Genomic DNA, 18,565 nt, shown 5'->3' with positions numbered 1-18,565 from the left:
GATATATACCTCCGGCAGAAGCTGAGGCAAACTACTACCGGCAACTCGCCAGTCAAGCCTCCACGGTGGAGGCATGACTTAAACCAAACAGCCTCCATGAAACCCGGGGCGATTCAGCCTGACGAAGTCGCTCGACACGGATAGTCAACTGAAGGGTGCAGCTTCGTCGCCGGGGTTGTTTTCCGGTCAGGTGCACTACAACGGCTTTCCCACCTTTGTCAAACAAAAGTCCATGGTGGTTGAAGCGCGAAGCGGTTGGCCACGAAGTCTCACTTCTTTGCTGCCCCTGCATCACCCTGTGATATCCGGCGCAGTCCGTTCGGGCAAGGCAGGTGGAGACATCCACAGCTCAATTTTCCTCCAGAAGTGCGGCGTCGTTATAGTGGGGTATTGATTTGCTCTGGAACCACCATGACCACCCACGCTGCCCTGACGATTGCGCTGTTGTGCGCTGCATTCACACCGCTGCATGCCCAGCCTATTGGCGAAGTTGATACGGTGTTCAAGTTCATCGGTCCTGACCACAAGATCGTGGTCCATGCACATGACGACCCCAAGGTCAGGGGCGTCACCTGCTACATGTCGCGCGCCAAGACGGGTGGCATCAAGGGCGCGGTAGGCCTGGCCGAGGACCGGTCGGAAGCCTCCATTGACTGCCGGCAGGTTGGGCCGGTGTCTTTTGTGGCGCCGCTGCCGGTGCAGGAGGAGGTTTTCAGTGAGCGCATTTCGCTGATTTTCAAAAAAATACGCATCGTCCGCATGGTGGACGCCCCTCGCAATACGCTGGTCTACCTCACCTATTCAGACCGTGTGATAGAAGGCTCGCCGCAAAACAGCGTTGCTTCGGTCCCTGTGGATCGTGCGCTGAAAATCCCTCTGCAGTGATGCCAGGGAGGAGTTCGGCGTTGCAGTCCCACAACCAACAAGGATTTTTCCCTATTCCGGGTGCACGGGAGATCTTGGACACTTGGACTGTCATCGCTGGCATCCCGGGCCGGCGTTTTTCCCTCCCATACCAGGACAGGCAGACATGGCACCCCGATCTGCTGCAACCCCAACGGGGGCTTGCCTTCCACCCTTCCGCGTGATGACCGGCAAGCTTTGCTATGGATGCCGCAATATTGCTTACACCGGGGCGCGGCATTGAAGCCTGACCAAGCCTTGCAACAGGCGCATGATCGCCTGCAAGCCGAGGTGGCCGAACTGGCCCTGGCAAATGAAGCGCTCAGGCGCGAACTTGCTGAACAGCAATTTGCCCTGAGCACTTTCAAGGACAACGCCCTGCGCAGTCTGGCTGCAATATCCGGCGACTGGTACTGGGAGCAGGATGCGAACTACCGGTTTAGTGATTTCGCGGTTGTCCAGGGCAGCAGCATATTCAACGACGAACTGATTGATGACATCGTCGGCAAGTGCCGCTGGGAACTTCCCGGCATCACCCCACTGAGCAGCACATGGGAGGATCACCGTGCAGTGCTTGATGCACGCCAGCCGTTTCGCGGTTTCGAATACATGAGCACGCGCCCCGACGGGACGCATACCTATTTTCTGATCAGCGGATTTCCGCTGTTCGACAGTGAAGGCCGGTTCTGCGGCTATCGCGGGATGGCGCGGGACGTTACCGCAGCTCGCCGCGCCGATGACGACCAGCGGGAGGCTTTTGCTTTCCTCAATGAGATTGTTGACAACGTCCCGATTGCCCTTCACCTGAAGTCGGCCGAAGGCAGGCTTCCGATTCAGGTCTGGAACAAGGCCGCGCAGGAGCTTTATGGCGTCTCGCGTGAGGAGGCCATTGGCCGCACCGTCCATGAACTGTGGTCGGAGGGAGAAGCCGCGAGCATGCGCGCCGCAGACCTTGCGCTGATCCGCAGCGGCGACGCTGAGGATTTTCCGGACAGGCTTGTCGCGACCCGGCATCGCGGCGCCATCCATGTGCACATGCGCAAGGTCGCGCTCAAAGACGCCAGCGGCAAGGTTAGCCACCTGCTGATCACTGCTGAAGACATCACCGAGCGCCGGGCCGCCGAGGCCCGACTGCGCCAGAGCGAGTTGCAGTTTCGCAGCCTGACCCAGCTGTCTTCCGACTGGTACTGGGAGACCGACGACCAATTCCGCCTGACGGTGCTGTCAGGTGGTGAAACTGAGGAAAGTCGGCAACGGATCGCCGGCTTCATCGGGAAGACCCGCTGGGAAATCGACTCCAGCCCGGCCAATCAGCAACTCTGGGCCGACCACCGCGCGGTGCTTGAGCGACGCGAGATCTTTCGCAACTTTGAGTACGAGCGGCTGGATCAGGATGGCCGGCTCAGTGTGCTCTGCGTCAGCGGCGAGCCCTTTTTTGATTCTGATGGCCGCTTCGCCGGCTACCACGGTGTCGGTTCTGACATTACCGCGCGCAAGCTGATTGAAATCGCGCTGCGCGACGGTGAGGCGCGTTTCCGGGCGGTGGTGGCGGCGCTGGCAGAGGGCGTAGTGCTGCGCGATGCCACTGGACTCATTATCGACTGCAATGCCAGTGCGGAACGCATTCTTGGCAAAACGCTGGCGGAGATCAAGGGTCGCACGGTTCTTGCGCCTGATTGGCAGACCCTGCGTGAAGACGGCTCCCTGATGCCGAGTGAGGAGATCCCCAGCGCCGTGGCGCTGCGCACCGGCCAGCCGCAAAACGACGTGGTGATCTGCTACCGCAAGCCCGATGGCCAGGTCTTGTGGGTGCAGATCAACGTCCAGCCCCTGATGGAAGGCGGGGTGCTGCAGCCGACAGGCTTTGTCACAACCATCACCGACATCAGCAGGCGCAAACGCGATGAGATGGAAATCGTGCGGCTCAATGTGGACCTTGAAAACCGGGTGCTGCGCCGCACCGCCCAGCTGGAAGCCGCCAACCGGGAGCTCGAGGCGTTTTCCTATTCGGTGGCCCACGACTTGCGCTCTCCGCTGAGCGCTATCGATGGTTTCAGCGCCCTGTTGCAAAAGGCCCTGCCAGTTGGACTGGGTGAAAAAGCCGACCATTACCTGACACGTATCCGTACCGGCGTACGGCGCATGGGCGAGCTGACCGACGGCCTGTTGTCGCTGGCCCAGTTGTCGCGCACCAGCCTGCAATGGCAGGCCATGGACATCAGTGAAGAGGCCAGCCAGCTTTTGCGGCAACACGCCGAGCGCGATGCCGGGCGGCAGGTGAGCACGCATGTCGAGCCTGGGCTGCTGGTTCGTGCCGACATTGCACTGCTGCGCCAGGTGCTGGAAAACCTGATCTCCAACGCCTGGAAATTCAGCTCCAAGACCGAAGGCGCGGAGATCACGGTTGGCCGGGAAACAGGGCCCGACCAACAGCTGGTGTATTTTGTGCGCGACAACGGCGCCGGCTTCGACATGGCCTATGTCGACAAGCTGTTCGGTACCTTTCAACGCCTGCACTCGCCCGACGAGTTTTCCGGCAGCGGTATTGGCCTGGCCACGGTCAAGCGCATCATCACGCGCCACGGCGGGCGCATCTGGGCGCAAGCCAGCCCCGGCGAGGGCAGCACGTTTTACTTCACCCTTGGCAGCGAACAGCCGCAGGCCGACAAGGCCGAGGACACCGGCTTTGCGCTGGCCCGCGTGTCACGCGGCGGTCAGCTGGTTGCGGGTGCGGAGGGCGCGAGTGGCGGGGCGCTGGCTGCCGGCGCGGTCAGCAGCGACAACGACACCTTCAACCTCAGCGACCAGCAGTTCAGCAATGCTTTCGAACATTCAGCCATCGGCATGGCGCTGGTCGCGATAGATTCGCGCCGCCTGCGTGTCAACAGCGCTTTCTGCCAGATGCTCGGTTACTCCGAGGCCGAGATGCTGTCGCGCACGATTCACGACGTGACCCACCCCGACGACGTCGAGTACGACGTGTTGCAGCGCAAGCGGGCGCTGGCCGGTGAAATAGAAACCTACCAGTGGGAAAAGCGCTACTTTCACAAGAGCGGCCGCATCGTCTGGGCGCATCTGAGCTGCTCGCTGGTGCGCGACCCGGACCGGCGGCCCCTGCTGTTCATCTCGCAGGTGCAGGACATCACCGAGCGCAAGAATGCCGAGGTGGTGTTGCGCGAAAGCGAGGAGCGTTTCCGTGCGCTGACCGAGCTGTCGTCTGACTGGTTTTGGGAGCAGGATGAAAATTTCCGGTTTGTCGAGATTTCAGGCGAGGCACGACATGCGCATACCGGGGCGTTCAGTGGCCACACCGCCATCGGCAACACGCGCTGGGAACTGCCCTCTGTGGGCATGAGCGACGAGGTCTGGGCGGCGCACAAGGCGCAGCTTGAACGGCATGAGACCTTCCGCGATTTTGAAGTTACCCGACTCGACGCCAATGGGGTGATCCGTTATGTGAGCATCAGCGGCGTGCCGATCTTCGATGCCACCGGGCGCTTCACTGGTTACCACGGCACCGGCAGGGACACCACCGACATGCGTCTGGTGCAGGATGCACTGCGTGCCAGCGAGGCGCAGCTGCGCGACATCGCCGACACTATGCCCGCGTTCATTACCTATGTAGACGCTTCGCAGGTGTACCGGTTTCACAACCGCACCTATGCCGAGGGCCTGGGACTGGCGCGCGACCAGATCAACGGACGGACCATGCGTGAGGTTCTGGGCGAGGAAGGTTATGAGCTGGCGCGGCCCTGGGTTGAAGAGGTGCTGTCGGGCTACCCGGTTGTGTTCGATCGCCGTCGCCAGTCGCCCCAGGGCGCCATGCGCGATTTCATCGTCAACTATTTCCCGCGTTACGGCGATGGCGCCAGCGCCCAGGTGATCGGCTTTTATGCGCTGGGGACCGATGTCACCGAGCTCAAGCGCATCGACCGCATGAAGAGCGAGTTTGTCTCCACCGTCAGCCATGAGCTGCGCACGCCGCTGACCTCCATCCGTGGATCGCTGGGCCTGATGTCGGGCGGGGTGGCGGGTGTGTTGCCGGACATGGCGAAAAACCTGATCGGTATTGCCAGCAACAACTGCGAGCGTCTGATCCGCCTGATCAACGACATCCTGGACATCGAAAAAATCGAATCCGGCAAGATGGGTCTGAATGTGCAGTCCATCGACCTGGGGCCCTTGCTGGCCCAGGTGCTGGCGGCCAACAGCCACTACGGCACGGCGCAGCTGGTACCCCTGAAGCTGGAGCTGGCCGACGGCCCGCTGGTGGTCAGGGCCGACAGTGACCGCCTGGTTCAGGTCATCACCAATCTGCTGTCCAATGCCATGAAGTATTCCCCACCGGACATGCCGGTAGAGGTGCAGGTATTGCGCGCCGGCACCAACCTGCGTGTCGAGGTGCGCGACCACGGCCCGGGCATTCCGGAAGACTTCCGCGGGCGCATCTTCCAGAAGTTCACCCAGGCCGATTCGTCCGACACGCGGGCCAAGGGTGGCACCGGGCTGGGGCTGAACATCTCACGCGCAATCATCGAAAGGCTGGGCGGAAGCATCGGCTTCACGACCGGCGCCGGTGTGGGGACCACTTTTTTCTTTGAGTTGCCGGAGTGGAAGGAGCCGGTGTCCGCAGCGTCGGCATCAGCGACCCCGGCGCTAGCGGCGCAGGCGGACGACGGCGATCGCCAACGTGTGCTGGTCTGTGAAGACGACCGCGACATCGCACACCTGATCGTCATGATGCTGGACCGGGGCGGCTTCGACGCGGACGAAGCCAACAGCGCGGCGCAGGCGCAGGCGCTGCTGGCACTGCGGCCGTATGCGGCCATGACGGTGGACCTGAAGTTGCCCGACGCCGACGGGCTCACGCTGATCCGGACCCTGCGCAGCCAGGACTCGACGCGCGACCTGCCCATCGTCGTGGTGTCAGCCAGTGCCGGCGACGGGGAGCTTCAGTTCAATAACCAGTTGCTGTCCGTGTCGGACTGGCTTGAAAAACCGATTGACCAGAACTTGTTGATCGTCGGCCTGCGGCGCGCCATTGCCGGCGCTGGCAGCAAGCCGAGGATTCTGCACGTCGAGGACGATCTCGACATCCAGCGCATTGCCGCTGCCATTGCGCAGGATTTCGCGACCTTTGAATTTGCCGCCACGCTCGCCGAAGCGCGTACGCGGCTGCACCAGCAGCACTTTGACCTGGTGCTGCTGGATCTGGCGCTGGGCGACAGCTCGGGCTGGGATCTGCTGGCCGATATCGAGGCCATGACCCCGCCCCCCCCGGTGGTGGTGTTTTCTGCGCAGGACGTGAACCGGCAGCAGCACGCCGAGGTGGCAGCCGTTCTGCTCAAGGCCCACACCACCAACGAGGAACTGCTGCAGACCCTGCAGCGCGTTTTGACCGACACCAAAGGGGTCTGGAAATAACGCTGGTACAGCCATCCTGGCCGGAATTTCGTGAGGAAAATTGACCTGTAGCTCTTGCCTGCCAGCGCGAGCAGCTATTGTTTTTATAGCGACTTCAGGGTGAAGTCTGGGTCAGCATGGCGGTGTAGCGGCGCTGCATCTCGTCGGTGCTGAGGTCCTCAACAGCGTGGCCCACGTTCCAGCGGTGGCCAAAGGGATCAATGAAACTGCCCGAGCGCTCACCGTAAAAGTGGTCCTGGGCTGCCATCTCCAGCGTCGCACCGGCCTCAAGCGCGCGTGCGATCACCTCGTCGCAGTTGTCCACATGCAGGTGCAGGCTCATGGCCAGCGGTGCGCCGGGCTGCGGCGCCAGCATGCCGTACTCCGGAAATTCGTCGGACAACATCAGGATTGCCCCATTGAAGTCCAGCTCCGCGTGGCCGACGCGGCCGCTCGGCTCGACCAGCCGGAATTTTTCGGTCACGCCGAAGACGTGGGTATAGAAATCAATGGCTGCGCTGGTGTTCTTCACACGCATGCAGGCAAACAGTTCGTGAATCGCCATGGGGTCTCCTCAAAAAAAGCAGGTGCGGGGTGCACCCTGAGCCCGCAGTCTAGGCGGCTTGTGTGCGCCTGTCTTGAACAAAACGGACATCGCCGCGCCGCTGGCCATGATTGAAACTGGGACATGGTTGGCGTTGGCCGGCCGGGCGGCCCGGTACTGCTCAGGCGTCAGGCCGGAAAACGCGCGGAAATCGCGGTTGAAATGCGGCTGGTCGCTGTAGCCGGCCTCAAACGCCACCGTGGCCAGAGCTGCACGTTGCGGTGCCGGGTCCTGCATCAGGCGCAAGGCTTGCTGGAATCGCTGCACGCGCAGGTACAGCCGGGGCGGCAGACCGACGGTTTGCGAGAAAAGGCGCACAAACTGCCGCTCGCTGTAGCCGCTGTGGCCGGCGGCAAGCTTGACGCTGCTGCCGGCGCGCAATTGCTGCAGGCCGGCCAGCAGGGCGGGATGTACGCCCGGCGCTGGCGAGCGTGCCAGGCGTGTCATCAGGAAGGCTTCCAGCCGGTGCAGTTTGCCCTCGGCCGATGGCGCGGCGAGCAAAGCCTCGTGCAGCAAGCTGGCGTCGGTACCCCAGAGGTCCTGCAGCTGCACATGGCGCCCCGCCAGTTCATCGGCCGGCAGACCGAGCAGGGCCAGGGACGCGCCAGGGAGCAGTTGCAGGCCGATGGACGAGGCGCCGGCATCCACGGCCTTGGCGTACATGCCGGCACGCGCACCGTTTGCCATGGCATAACCCAGCTTGCGCGGAACAGCGTCGCCCGGGTGGTCAAAAACGCTGACAGGCGGGCCGGCCAGGCGCAGCACCAGGTGCATCTCGCCGGTTGGCATCATCCACTCTTGCGTCGTCGCAGCAGGGTAGGGCGAGTCTTGTGAAGGCGCGCTGAACCAGACCTGCCGGACCAGGTCCTGGAGCATGGGGTGGGGTGCGCGTTGCATGGTGTGAAGGCGCTTCGGAGTTTCCGCGCCAGTATAGGCAAGCCCTTGACGACCGGTACAGCCCGTGCATCATGGGCCCGAGCCGGCTGCGACAGTTTTACGCCAAATCCAGCCTCAGCCCGCGCGTGACAAGCGCGATCAGCTCATATTTTGATAGCAAAATACTGGCCACGGGCTCAACGGGGCTTTTCACCGCTCAGGGCCTTTTCGAACTCTTTGCGTGACAACTCGCCGTCCTTGTTGGTATCGGCTTTGTCAAAGTGGCGCGCCACGCCGCGAAAACCGGCGGCCTCCTCGCGGCTGAGCTTGCCATTCTTGTTGCTGTCGATGAAGGCGAAAGCCTGCGCAATCTGCGCGACCGTGTATTTGGGTTTGGCCGGCGCGGTGACAGGTGCAACGACGGGTGCAGCGGACGGCGGGGGCGTTTGCGCCTGCGCGCGGGCAGCAGGCAGCAAAGCGGCGGCGCCCAGCGCGAGGCCCGTGCCGAGTACCCAAAACGCGGTGGAAACGCGGTGGCCACCGGGTGTCAGTGCCGCGCGTGACCGGTCGGGAAGCGGCTGATGCAGGGGTTTGGAAGCAGTTACGGGCATTAGAACCTTTGCGAACCTTCGGTCAGACAAATTGCTATTGGACGTCGGCGCGGCCGGCTATGCCAGCAGTTTTGCAGGGTGTTTCGCCGCTTTACATCGTGGGAGTGTACCGACACTCTTCTTTGCGCCCGCCCTCATGCCGGGGCGTTGCCTGCCCGCCGGCCCTGGCGCTTTTTCAGGCATCGAATTGGCCTTCAGCCCCCGTCTGCTGGGCGCAGGCAGCTATAAATTCAGTAGCAATGGCGGGCCGCAGCGGGATCCCGGTGTTTTGCCGATACCATCGCTGTGAACCCCTTGCTCCCTTTCTGCATAGGCACGCATCATGAAACTATCCAGCATCGCCCGCTCCACTTCCCTCGAAAACCGCTTTTTCCTGCTGCTGCTGCTGGTGGTGTCGCTGGCCTTTGTCTGGGTGCTCTGGCCGTTTTATGGTGCGGTCTTCTGGGGCGCCATCTTCGCGCTGATGTTCACCCCGCTGTTTGTGCGTCTGCTCAAGGCCATGCCGGGCCGGCGCACGCTGGCCGCACTGGCCACCCTGGCCATCATCCTGGTGGCGGTCATCCTGCCACTGGGCCTGATCGTCGCTTCGCTGGTGCAGGAAGCATCGGCGCTGTACCAACGCATGCAGTCGGGTGAACTCAGTGTGGGCAGCTACTTCCAGCAGGTCTACGGCGCGCTGCCGGCCTGGGTTACCGGGCTGCTGGACCGTTTCGGCCTGAACAGCACGGGCGTGATCCTGGAGCGGGTGTCGTCCAGCATTTCCAAGGGCAGCCAGTTTCTGGCGACCCAGGCGCTGAACATCGGGCAAAACGCCTTTGATTTTGTGGTCAGCTTTTTCGTGATGCTCTACATCTTGTTTTTCCTGCTGCGCGACGGCGGCGCGCTGTCCCGGCGTATCCGCGATGCGGTGCCGCTGGAATCCGGCATCAAGCGCGAGCTGTCGGGCAAGTTTGTCACCGTGATCCGCGCCACCGTCAAGGGCAATGTGGTGGTGGCCATGCTGCAGGGCGCGCTGGGCGGCTTGATCTTCTGGATGCTGGGCATCCACGCGCCGGTCTTGTGGGGCACACTGATGGCCTTCCTTTCGTTGCTGCCGGCCGTGGGCGCGGCGCTGGTCTGGGGGCCGGTGGCGGTGTATTTTCTGGTTACCGGCGACCTGACCAAGGGCTTGATCCTGACGGCCTTCGGTGTGCTGGTGATCGGTCTGGTCGACAACATCCTGCGGCCGCTGCTGGTCGGCAAGGACACCAAGATCCCTGACTACGTAGTGCTGATTTCCACCTTGGGCGGCATGGCAATTTTTGGGCTGAACGGGTTTGTGATCGGCCCGGTGGTGGCGGCGATGTTCATGGCCGCCTGGGACCTGTTTTCCAAGGCGCGCGAGGAGGCTGCCCACCCGGTGGTGCAGCCCCCAGTGCCAGCGCCAGAACAAGTGACGGTCGTTGCGCGAGAACCCGGGGCCGCGAAAGAGCGGCAGGTGCCAAGGCGCTCCGGTCTGGATTGAAGTCGGGTTGTAGCCCTCGTCTATAAAGGGCGTATAGCTATCAAAATGATAGCGCAGCACCGCCACGGTTGTTGTTGACGCGCTTTGCACCTACATCATCACGCACCGAATGGCGGGGCAGGCGGCGGATTCGGCCCCTCTAGGCTCTGAAGCTCCGACTCTGCAAAGCAGCCCAACGCATGCCTGACTTGAGATTTTTTTGCCCGCCCGCGCGCCGGTTGAATCCGCCATGAGGTTTCTCGGTATTGGCGACTACAACGATCTGGCCGCCATGTATCACGGGCTGGCGGCCCGCGGCCATGAGGTCCGGGTGTTTGTCGAGGACCCGGCCTGCCATGATGTGTTTGGCGGCATGCTGCAGCGGGTTGATGATTGGCGCGCTGAACTGGACTGGCTTCGCGCGGCGGGTGCGAGCGGCATTGCGCTGTTCGAATCGGCCACCGAGGGGCTCGCGCAGGATGAACTGCGCCGCGACGGCTTTCAGGTGATTGGCGGCAGCGCACTCGGTGATCGGCTGGAAGCCGACAGGGAGTTCGGCCAGCAGGTGCTGCGCGCCAGCGGGCTGCAGACCGCCCACAGCCACAGCTTCACGGCGTACGGCGATGCCATTGCTTTTCTGCAACGCGAGGGTGGGCGTTATGTCCTGAAGTTCAACGGCGCAGACAGCCCGCGCACTCGCAACTACATCGGCGAGCTGGACGACGGCGCCGACATGCTGGCGCTGCTGGCGATGTACCGTGACCATGCGCCGCCCGGTGCCAATCCCGACTTCGTGCTGATGGAGCATCTGCAGGGCGTGGAGGTCGGTGTCGGCGCCTATTTCAACGGCGAGGCGTTTCTTGACACCGCCTGCATCGACTTCGAGCACAAGCGGTTTTTTTCGGGTGAGCTCGGCGAGCTGACCGGCGAGATGGGCACCATTGTGAGCTACCGCGGATCCAGGCGCCTGTTTGACGCTGCGTTGGCGCCGCTGGCCGGGCTGCTGCGTGAAGGCGGGTACTGCGGCTACATCAATGTCAATCTGATTGCCAACGAAGCGGGACTGTGGCCGCTGGAATTCACCAGCCGTTTTGGATACCCGGGTTTCGCCATCTGCGAGGCCCTGCATGCCGAACCCTGGGAAGACATCTTCATGCGTATGTTGCGCCGGGACAGTCTGCACCTGCATACGCGGGGCGGGTTTGCCGCAGGTGTGGTGTTGACGGTTCCGCCTTTTCCCTATCGCCAGGGGTATGCGGAGCTGTCCAAGGGCGAGCCGATCTGCTTTCGCCCGCAGATGAGCGCCGCGGAGCGTGAGGCCGTGCACTTTGCCGAGGTCGCGACGGTGCGCGGCCAGCTGGTGACCAGCGGCGCCAGCGGCTACATCGGAGTGGCTACTGGCACAGGGGGCAGTGTCCGCCAGGCACGCGACCACGCTTACCAGGTGGCGCGACAGGTGGTGATCCCGAACCTGCGCTACCGCACCGACATTGGCGACCGGGTTATCTCGCGCGACCTGCTCATGCTGGTGGCGCTGGGCTGGCTCGATGCCGATGTGCCCGGGCAGGGCGGCGGGGTACGACCCGGGTAGGAGGTCTCCCACCGAGGCTGGGGCGGCTCACCTATACGGCCCGTGCCCCTTGGCACGCATCGTGAAATGGTCTCAACACCTGACTGACCATGTTTATATCTGCGAATGAATGGCATTCCCGCCCACCAGCTGCGCCGCCTGGTCCTGCTGCACTTGCCGTGCCCGGTGGCACGCTGGCCCGTTTCTACAGCCAACTGCTGGCAGCGGACACCACGGGCGCCCTGAACAGCGCGGCAGCGCAATTTCTCGATGGGCAGATCGCCAGCACAGCCAACTTGTCCTGCGACCTGCCTGAGACGCCACAGGGGCTGGAGGGCTGGACGCATGCGGTTGCCCAGCGCGCGACTACCGCTTATGGCCAGTACCTGGAAGAACGCAAGGCCGGCGCACCACGCCGCTATTTCGGCAACCGCGCCCACGCGCTGTATTTTCTGCGGGCGGTCGCACCGACCAAGCTGGTGGACGGCGCTTGGCTTTACGGCGTGCTCAAACACTGGCGCAATCCGCGCTTTTCGGACCTGCTGCGCATTTACATCGAGGAGCTGGGCGACGGCGCGGCGGACAAAAATCATGTGGTGATCTACCGCGCCTTGCTGGCGCGGCATGGTCTGGATTCGTTGGAGAATCTAGATGACCGCCTGTACACCCAGGGCGTGATCCAGCTTGCGCTGGGCTGCAGTGCGGAAGACTATTTGCCGGAAGTCATCGGCTTCAACCTCGGTTATGAACAGCTGCCGCTGCACCTGCTGATCACGGCGTACGAACTTAATGAGCTGGGGCTGGACCCTTATTACTTCACGCTGCACGTGACAGTCGACAACCCGGACACCGGCCATGCGAAACGTGCGGTGCAGGCGGTGCTGGACAACCTGCCACGCCTAGGCGATGCGGACGATTTCTGGCGCCGTGTGCGGCAGGGCTTCCAGCTCAGCAATGCGGGCGTGGGCAGCACCGATGTGATCGACGGATTTGACATCGAGCGCGAAGTGATACGCATCTTCTCGCACAAAAGTGCCGCGGGCCACGGCGCGCACTCCGACTACTGCCGTGTCGCCGGGCGCAACATCAACGACTGGCTGGCACGCAAGGAAGACATCCCGGAATTCCTCGGTGCCTTGCAGAATGCCGGCTGGATCAAACGCGGCACGCCGGTTGAAGAGAGTCGCTTCTGGAGCTTGCTGCAAGGCCCGCGTGCCGAGATGTTCGGTGTGTTCAGCCCGTATGAGCTGCAACTGATCCACGACTGGCTACGCGGCGAGGCCAGCCGCGACGGCCGGGCGTATACAGAAAACCTCCGCGAGGCAAACGCCACACGCCGGCCCAGCTTCCGGGTTGCGGCACGCCTCGCGGCCACCCGCGGCGAGTCTGCTTTTGATGCTGCGCAAGCGGACGAACTGCTTGACGTCGACCTCGAGGCGCTCAAACTGCAGTTAAGCACCCTGGACGACGGCGGCCAGGCCAGGCTGCTGGTGAAGGCCATGGCGCCCAGCCAACACTGGACGCCGGCGGGCTTGCAGGCGACGCGGCTGTTCATGCAGCGCATGGCCAGCTTCTAGGTCTGGCACGGCCTGCAGCTCATCCCTGGGCTGCCTTTTAGTCCCCATCCTGCATACGCCACCCGGCGTATATCCCGTTCGCCCTCCGGTCCCCAGAATCACTTCATCGCTTCAGCAAGGCCGTTTCCCCGGCTTTTGCGTAGCGACATGTGATTGACCACCTACCGGAGAAGCTGAACATGCAACGTCGTTTTACCCTCAAGGCGCTGAGCGCCGCCGTCGCCCTGGCGGGCCTGTCGGTTCTGCCAGCCCACGCCCAGTCGGGTGGCACCATCAAGGTGGGCATTCTGCACAGCCTGTCGGGCACCATGGCCATCTCGGAAACCGTGTTGAAAGACACCGTGCTGATGGCGATTGACGAAATCAACGCCAAGGGTGGCGTGCTCGGCAAGAAGCTTGAGCCCGTGATTGTGGATCCCGCCTCCAACTGGCCGCTGTTTGCTGAAAAAACCAAACAACTGCTGGGTCAGGACAAGGTTTCGGTGATTTTCGGCTGCTGGACCTCGGTGTCCCGCAAGTCAGTGCTGCCGGTGGTAGAGGAAATGAACGGACTGCTGTTCTACCCCGTGCAGTACGAGGGTGAAGAGTTGTCCAAAAACGTGTTTTACACCGGCGCAGCGCCAAATCAGCAGGCCATTCCAGCTGTTGACTACTTGATGAGCAAGGAGGGCGGTGGCGCCAAGCGTTGGGTTCTGCTGGGCACCGACTATGTGTACCCCCGCACCACCAACAAGATCCTGCGCGCTTACTTGAAGAGCAAGGGCGTGGCCGACAAGGACATCGATGAGAAGTACACGCCCTTCGGCCATTCCGATTACCAGACCATCGTGGCCGATGTGAAGAAGTTTTCTGCCGGCGGCAAAACCGCTGTGGTCTCCACCATCAACGGCGACTCCAATGTTCCTTTCTACAAGGAGCTCGGCAATGCCGGCCTGAAAGCCAAGGACGTGCCGGTGGTGGCCTTCTCGGTGGGTGAAGAAGAGTTGCGCGGGGTGGACACCAAGCCGCTGGTGGGCCACCTGGCTGCCTGGAACTACTTCCAGTCGATCAAGAACCCGGCCAATACCGAGTTCATCAAGAAGTGGGGCGACTATGCCAAGGCCAAGGGTATCGCGGGTCACAAGGACAAGCCGTTGACCAATGACCCGATGGAAGCGACTTACATCGGCATCAACATGTGGAAGCAGGCTGTTGAAAAAGCCAAGTCCACCGACACCGACAAAGTGATTGCCGCGATGGCCGGCCAGACCTTCAAGGCACCCTCGGGCATCGTTTCCAAGATGGACGAGAAGAACCACCACTTGCACAAGTCGGTATTCATCGGCGAGATCAAGGCCGACGGCCAGTTCAACGTGGTGTGGAAAACACCCGGCCCGGTGAAAGCCAAGCCATGGAGCCCGTACATCGAAGGCAACGATAAGAAGCCTGACGAGCCGGCAAAAATGGCAGGCAAATAGGGCCACTGCCGCGGGGCTCACGCCCTGCGGGGCAAGCCGCACCTGGTTTTAAGCAAACAGGTGCGGTTTTTTTTGGTCTGGCCCGCTTCTTGCGCTACTCCGGTGCATGAACAACAGAAGCCGAACCCAGGGAGTTGCAGTCTGGGCACCGCCTCAAGCCGTACTGGCAGGCTGCGGTGCCCACCCTACAAATTCTTCAACATGATGATTCGCACATTCCTTCTATCTGCAACAGTCTTGTTCTCCGCCGGTGCATACGCCCTGACACCTGAAGAGGTCAAGGGCATAGCGCTTGGCGAAACCGAGACCCGGGTCGAAGCCCTGATCAAGGCTTCGGCTGTGCCCGACGAAAAAACCGCCGCCTTCATCCAGGCCCTGGCCGGCGACGCGGTCAAGACGTCCGGCAACAAGGTGTTTGTCATCAAGGACGACAAGGCTTACGACCCCGTCACTGGCGCCGAACTTGCCATGCCGGCGGACGCCGAGGACGTGATCAACAACAACCTGATGCGCGGCGAGCTGGACAACGCGCTGGCGTCCCTCAAGCTTTTTTCCAAAGAGGAAAACGTCCGCGCCGAGGCCATCAAGACCCTGTCGAGCGGGGCCGACGAGTCGCGACTGCCGCTGATAGAAAAAGCCTGGGCGGCCGAAACCGTGCCGGCGCTGAAAAGCCAGCTGGAGATGGTGCGTGCCACGATTCTCTTGAGCAGTACCGACAAGGCCAAACGTCTGGAAGCAGCCGCACGCCTGTCGGGCAGCAACAACCCGATCAGCAAAACCGTGCTGATCGCACGCCTGTCGGAAGAACAGGACCCGGAGGTCAAGAGTGCGCTGCAGGCATCGCTGCGCAAGGTCGAGTCGGCGCTGGCCTGGGGCGACAAGCTGGGCGCGGTGTTCAGCGGCATCAGCCTGGGCAGCATTTTGCTGCTGGTGGCGCTGGGACTGGCCATCACCTACGGCCTGATGGGCGTCATCAACATGGCCCACGGCGAGCTCATGATGATTGGCGCCTACACCACCTATGTGGTGCAGGGTGTCTTTCAGAACTACCTGCCTGGCTTTTTTGACTGGTATTTGCTGGCCGCTGTGCCGGTGGCCTTTTTGTCATCAGCGCTGATGGGTGCGGCGCTGGAGCGCGGTGTGATCCGTTTCCTCTACGGCCGGCCGCTCGAAACCTTGCTGGCGACCTGGGGCATCAGCCTGATGCTGCAGCAGCTGGTGCGCTCGATCTTCGGTGCGCAAAACGTCGGTGTCGAAAACCCCGTGTGGATGAGCGGCGGCGTTCAGGTGCTGGGCAACCTCTCGCTGCCCTACAACCGCCTCGTCATCATCGGTTTTGCAATTGCGGTGCTGCTGGGCATGGCCTGGCTGATCAGCAAGACACGGCTTGGCCTGTTTGTGCGCGGCGTCACGCAAAACCGTCCCATCGCCTCGTGCATGGGTGTGAACACTGCTCGCGTGGACACCTATGCGTTTGCGCTGGGCTCAGGCATTGCAGGCCTGGCCGGTTGCGCACTCAGCCAGGTCGGCAACGTCGGCCCGGACCTGGGCCAGGGCTACATCGTGGACGCCTTCATGGTGGTGGTGCTGGGCGGCGTGGGCCAATTGGCCGGCACCGTGTACGCCGCCTTGGGCCTGGGCATTTTGAACAAATTCCTCGAAGGCTGGACCGGCGCAGTGCTGGCCAAGATTGCGGTGCTGGTACTCATCATCATCTTCATCCAGAAGCGGCCGCAGGGCATCTTCGCGATGAAGGGACGGAGTGCGGAAGCATGAGCACACCCATGTCCTCCGTGGTCCTTCCTTCCAAAGGCCCCTTGTTCACCCGCGCAGGTTTGAGCGCCTTTATCGTCGCGCTGCTGATGGTCTGCGCGCTCGCGCCCGTGCTCAACCTGCTGGTGCCCGAGACCAGCATGTTCCACATGAGCACCTACGCGGTGGCCTTGCTCGGCAAGATCATGTGTTACGCCATCGTGGCGCTGGCCATGGACCTGATCTGGGGCTACACCGGTATTTTGTCGCTGGGCCACGGCCTGTTTTTTGCGCTTGGCGGTTATGCCATGGGCATGTATCTGATGCGCCAGATCGGCCGTGACGGCAACTACAAAAGTGATTTGCCGGACTTCATGGTCTTTCTCGACTGGAAAGAACTGCCCTGGCACTGGAGCTTCAGCGACAGCTTCATCGCCACGCTGTTCCTGATTGTGCTGGTGCCCGGCGTGGTGGCATTTGTGTTTGGTTACTTCGCCTTCCGCTCGCGCATCAAGGGCGTGTACTTTTCCATCATCACGCAGGCCATGACTTTCGCGGCCATGCTGCTGTTCTTCCGCAACGAGACCGGCTTCGGGGGCAACAACGGTTTTACTGACTTCAAGCGGATCCTGGACATGCCCATTGCCACACCCGGCATGCGTATGACCTTGTTTGTTATCACCGGCCTGACCCTGCTCGGTTTTTTCCTGTTTGCCAAGTGGCTGGTGCGCAGCAAGTTTGGCCGGGTGCTGCAGGCGATTCGTGATGCCGAGACGCGCGTGATGTTCTCGGGATACAACCCGATTGGCTACAAGCTGACCATCTGGACCATCTCGGCTGTGATGTGCGGCATTGCCGGCGCGCTGTATGTGCCGCAAGTCGGCATCATCAACCCGAGCGAGATGAGTCCGGCCAACTCCATCGAGATGGCCATCTGGGCGGCGGTCGGCGGGCGCGCCACCCTGATCGGCCCGATCGTCGGCGCCTTCATCGTCAACGGTGCCAAGAGCTGGCTGACGGTGGCTTACCCCGAGTACTGGCTGTATTTCCTCGGTTTGCTGTTCATTGCGGTCACCCTGTTTCTGCCGAATGGTGTGGTCGGCCTGGTCAAAAAACTGCGCAAAGGAGAGTCGAAATGACGCCGGATCTGCTAGAGCAGGGCGCGCGCCGCATCGAAGAGCGCCGCGCCGCACTGGCGGGCAGCCGCAGCAACACAGCATCTGGCGGCCGCAATGCGAGTGCAGGTCGCATTGCCACGCCGGGCGAGGTCGATGTGACACACGGTCGCATCCTCTATCTGGAAGATGTGAGTGTCAGCTTCGACGGCTTCAAGGCCATCAACAAGCTGTCGCTGGACATTGCGCCGGGGGAGTTGCGCTGCATCATCGGCCCCAACGGCGCTGGCAAGACCACCATGATGGACATCATTACCGGCAAGACCCGGCCCGACGAAGGCACAGTGTTTTTCGGCAGTACCATCGATTTGCTACGCCACACGGAGCCGCAGATTGCCCAGCTCGGCATAGGCCGCAAGTTCCAGAAACCCACGGTGTTCGAGCAGCTCACTGTGTTTGAAAACCTCGAACTCGCGCTCAAGACCAACAAGGGCGTGAAGTCGTCGATGTTCTTCAAGCTCGACTCGGCACAAAGCGACCGGCTGGCCGAAATCCTGGTGACGATTCACCTGGCCGACAGCGTGCACCGCATGGCCGGCAATCTGAGCCACGGGCAAAAGCAGTGGCTGGAGATCGGCATGCTGCTGATGCAGGACCCCAAGCTGCTGCTGCTCGACGAGCCGGTGGCCGGCATGACGGACGAGGAGACTGCACGCACGGCCGAACTCTTCCTCACGCTCAAGGGCAAACATTCGCTGATGGTGGTGGAGCATGACATGAGCTTCATCAAGACGATTTCCGAAATCGTCACGGTGTTGTGTGATGGCTCGGTGCTGGCGCAAGGCACGCTGGATCAGGTGCAGGCGGATGAACGGGTGATCGAGGTGTACCTTGGGCGTTGATTCTGCCAGCGTCCTGAGCGGGAAAGTTCGCGCCCCCCGGGTCCGCCTGCAAGCCGGGGGTTGCCCGGCGGCAAGTAACTTTCTTTTGTCTCGCCAAAAGAAAGTCACCAAAGAAAAGGCGACCCTGCTGTCTGCGTCCCCTGCGCTTCGCTCCGGGGCAACCTGCGGTGCTCGGTCCAGCCGGGGCCGGGCTCGAACTCGCTACGCTCAGACAATCGCCCGTCCTTGTCCGTCTGGACCTCCGCTCCTCGGCGCATACAGAAGGGTGGGGAACGCGGGAACGGGTTCCGGCGAGGTCGCGCAAAGCGCTTC

General features: G+C 62.2%; 12 protein-coding genes. 9 read left to right on the top strand and 3 right to left on the bottom strand.

Annotated elements, in window-relative coordinates; translation table 11 throughout:
• Positions 1-411 precede the first annotated feature (411 nt).
• Both H0W47_RS15295 and H0W47_RS15290 read left to right on the top strand, forming a co-directional pair.
• A complete protein-coding gene (locus H0W47_RS15295; protein ID WP_296925915.1) occupies positions 412-885 on the top strand; it encodes a CreA family protein in 474 nt (157 codons plus the stop codon).
• 258 nt (positions 886-1,143) lie between these two features.
• Complete coding sequence (locus H0W47_RS15290) at positions 1,144-6,327, top strand: PAS domain S-box protein (RefSeq protein ID WP_296925913.1); 5,184 nt, start codon at positions 1,144-1,146, stop codon at positions 6,325-6,327.
• Positions 6,328-6,421: 94 nt separating this feature from the next.
• Here the strand turns inward: H0W47_RS15290 and H0W47_RS15285 are convergent, their stop codons facing one another.
• The 3 genes from H0W47_RS15285 to H0W47_RS15275 form a co-directional block, all read right to left on the bottom strand.
• Positions 6,422-6,871, bottom strand: coding sequence for a VOC family protein (locus H0W47_RS15285; RefSeq protein WP_296925911.1), 450 nt, complete (start codon positions 6,869-6,871; stop codon positions 6,422-6,424).
• Positions 6,872-6,880: 9 nt separating this feature from the next.
• Positions 6,881-7,807 carry a helix-turn-helix transcriptional regulator gene (locus H0W47_RS15280; protein ID WP_296925908.1) on the bottom strand — a complete coding sequence of 309 codons (927 nt, stop codon included), beginning with the start codon at positions 7,805-7,807 and terminating at the stop codon, positions 6,881-6,883.
• A 176-nt stretch (positions 7,808-7,983) separates the two neighbouring features.
• Positions 7,984-8,397, bottom strand: a complete 414-nt coding sequence (locus tag H0W47_RS15275) for an EF-hand domain-containing protein (RefSeq protein WP_296925906.1) — start codon at positions 8,395-8,397, stop codon at positions 7,984-7,986.
• A gap of 322 nt (positions 8,398-8,719) precedes the next feature.
• Between H0W47_RS15275 and H0W47_RS15270 the strand changes: the two genes are divergently transcribed.
• From H0W47_RS15270 to urtD, 7 genes are all read left to right on the top strand, one after another.
• Complete coding sequence (locus tag H0W47_RS15270; RefSeq protein WP_296925904.1) at positions 8,720-9,901, top strand: AI-2E family transporter; 1,182 nt, start codon at positions 8,720-8,722, stop codon at positions 9,899-9,901.
• Positions 9,902-10,130: 229 nt separating this feature from the next.
• Entirely contained in the window at positions 10,131-11,471 is a 1,341-nt protein-coding gene (locus H0W47_RS15265) for a phosphoribosylglycinamide synthetase C domain-containing protein (RefSeq protein WP_296925902.1), read from the top strand.
• 89 nt (positions 11,472-11,560) lie between these two features.
• On the top strand, positions 11,561-13,027 hold the full coding sequence (locus H0W47_RS15260; protein WP_296925900.1) for an iron-containing redox enzyme family protein: 1,467 nt from the start codon (positions 11,561-11,563) through the stop codon (positions 13,025-13,027).
• 179 nt (positions 13,028-13,206) lie between these two features.
• A complete protein-coding gene (urtA, locus tag H0W47_RS15255) occupies positions 13,207-14,484 on the top strand; it encodes an urea ABC transporter substrate-binding protein (protein WP_296925898.1) in 1,278 nt (425 codons plus the stop codon).
• Between the two features lie 201 nt (positions 14,485-14,685).
• Positions 14,686-16,260 (top strand): urea ABC transporter permease subunit UrtB, encoded by a 1,575-nt coding sequence (gene urtB, locus H0W47_RS15250; protein ID WP_296925896.1) that lies wholly within the window; start codon positions 14,686-14,688, stop codon positions 16,258-16,260.
• Positions 16,257-17,375: an urea ABC transporter permease subunit UrtC gene (gene urtC / locus H0W47_RS15245; protein WP_296925894.1), complete on the top strand. Its 1,119-nt coding sequence runs from the start codon at positions 16,257-16,259 to the stop codon at positions 17,373-17,375. The genes urtB and urtC overlap by 4 nt, the downstream gene beginning before the upstream one ends.
• Positions 17,372-18,253 carry an urea ABC transporter ATP-binding protein UrtD gene (urtD, locus tag H0W47_RS15240; protein ID WP_296925892.1) on the top strand — a complete coding sequence of 294 codons (882 nt, stop codon included), beginning with the start codon at positions 17,372-17,374 and terminating at the stop codon, positions 18,251-18,253. The genes urtC and urtD overlap by 4 nt, the downstream gene beginning before the upstream one ends.
• Positions 18,254-18,565: the final 312 nt, after the last annotated feature.

Source organism: Polaromonas sp. (genome assembly GCF_013817205.1).
In the GTDB taxonomy this organism is placed as follows: domain Bacteria; phylum Pseudomonadota; class Gammaproteobacteria; order Burkholderiales; family Burkholderiaceae_C; genus Polaromonas.
This window is presented reverse-complemented; position numbering and strand designations above follow the sequence as displayed.

Coding starts and splice junctions, on each gene's coding strand:
- H0W47_RS15295 (WP_296925915.1), top strand. CDS start 412: ATGACCACCCACGCTGCCCTGACGATTGCGCTGTTGTGCGCTGCATTC.
- H0W47_RS15285 (WP_296925911.1), bottom strand. CDS start 6,871: ATGGCGATTCACGAACTGTTTGCCTGCATGCGTGTGAAGAACACCAGC.
- H0W47_RS15280 (WP_296925908.1), bottom strand. CDS start 7,807: ATGCAACGCGCACCCCACCCCATGCTCCAGGACCTGGTCCGGCAGGTC.
- H0W47_RS15275 (WP_296925906.1), bottom strand. CDS start 8,397: ATGCCCGTAACTGCTTCCAAACCCCTGCATCAGCCGCTTCCCGACCGG.
- H0W47_RS15270 (WP_296925904.1), top strand. CDS start 8,720: ATGAAACTATCCAGCATCGCCCGCTCCACTTCCCTCGAAAACCGCTTT.
- H0W47_RS15265 (WP_296925902.1), top strand. CDS start 10,131: ATGAGGTTTCTCGGTATTGGCGACTACAACGATCTGGCCGCCATGTAT.
- H0W47_RS15260 (WP_296925900.1), top strand. CDS start 11,561: ATGTTTATATCTGCGAATGAATGGCATTCCCGCCCACCAGCTGCGCCG.
- urtA (WP_296925898.1), top strand. CDS start 13,207: ATGCAACGTCGTTTTACCCTCAAGGCGCTGAGCGCCGCCGTCGCCCTG.
- urtB (WP_296925896.1), top strand. CDS start 14,686: ATGATGATTCGCACATTCCTTCTATCTGCAACAGTCTTGTTCTCCGCC.
- urtC (WP_296925894.1), top strand. CDS start 16,257: ATGAGCACACCCATGTCCTCCGTGGTCCTTCCTTCCAAAGGCCCCTTG.
- urtD (WP_296925892.1), top strand. CDS start 17,372: ATGACGCCGGATCTGCTAGAGCAGGGCGCGCGCCGCATCGAAGAGCGC.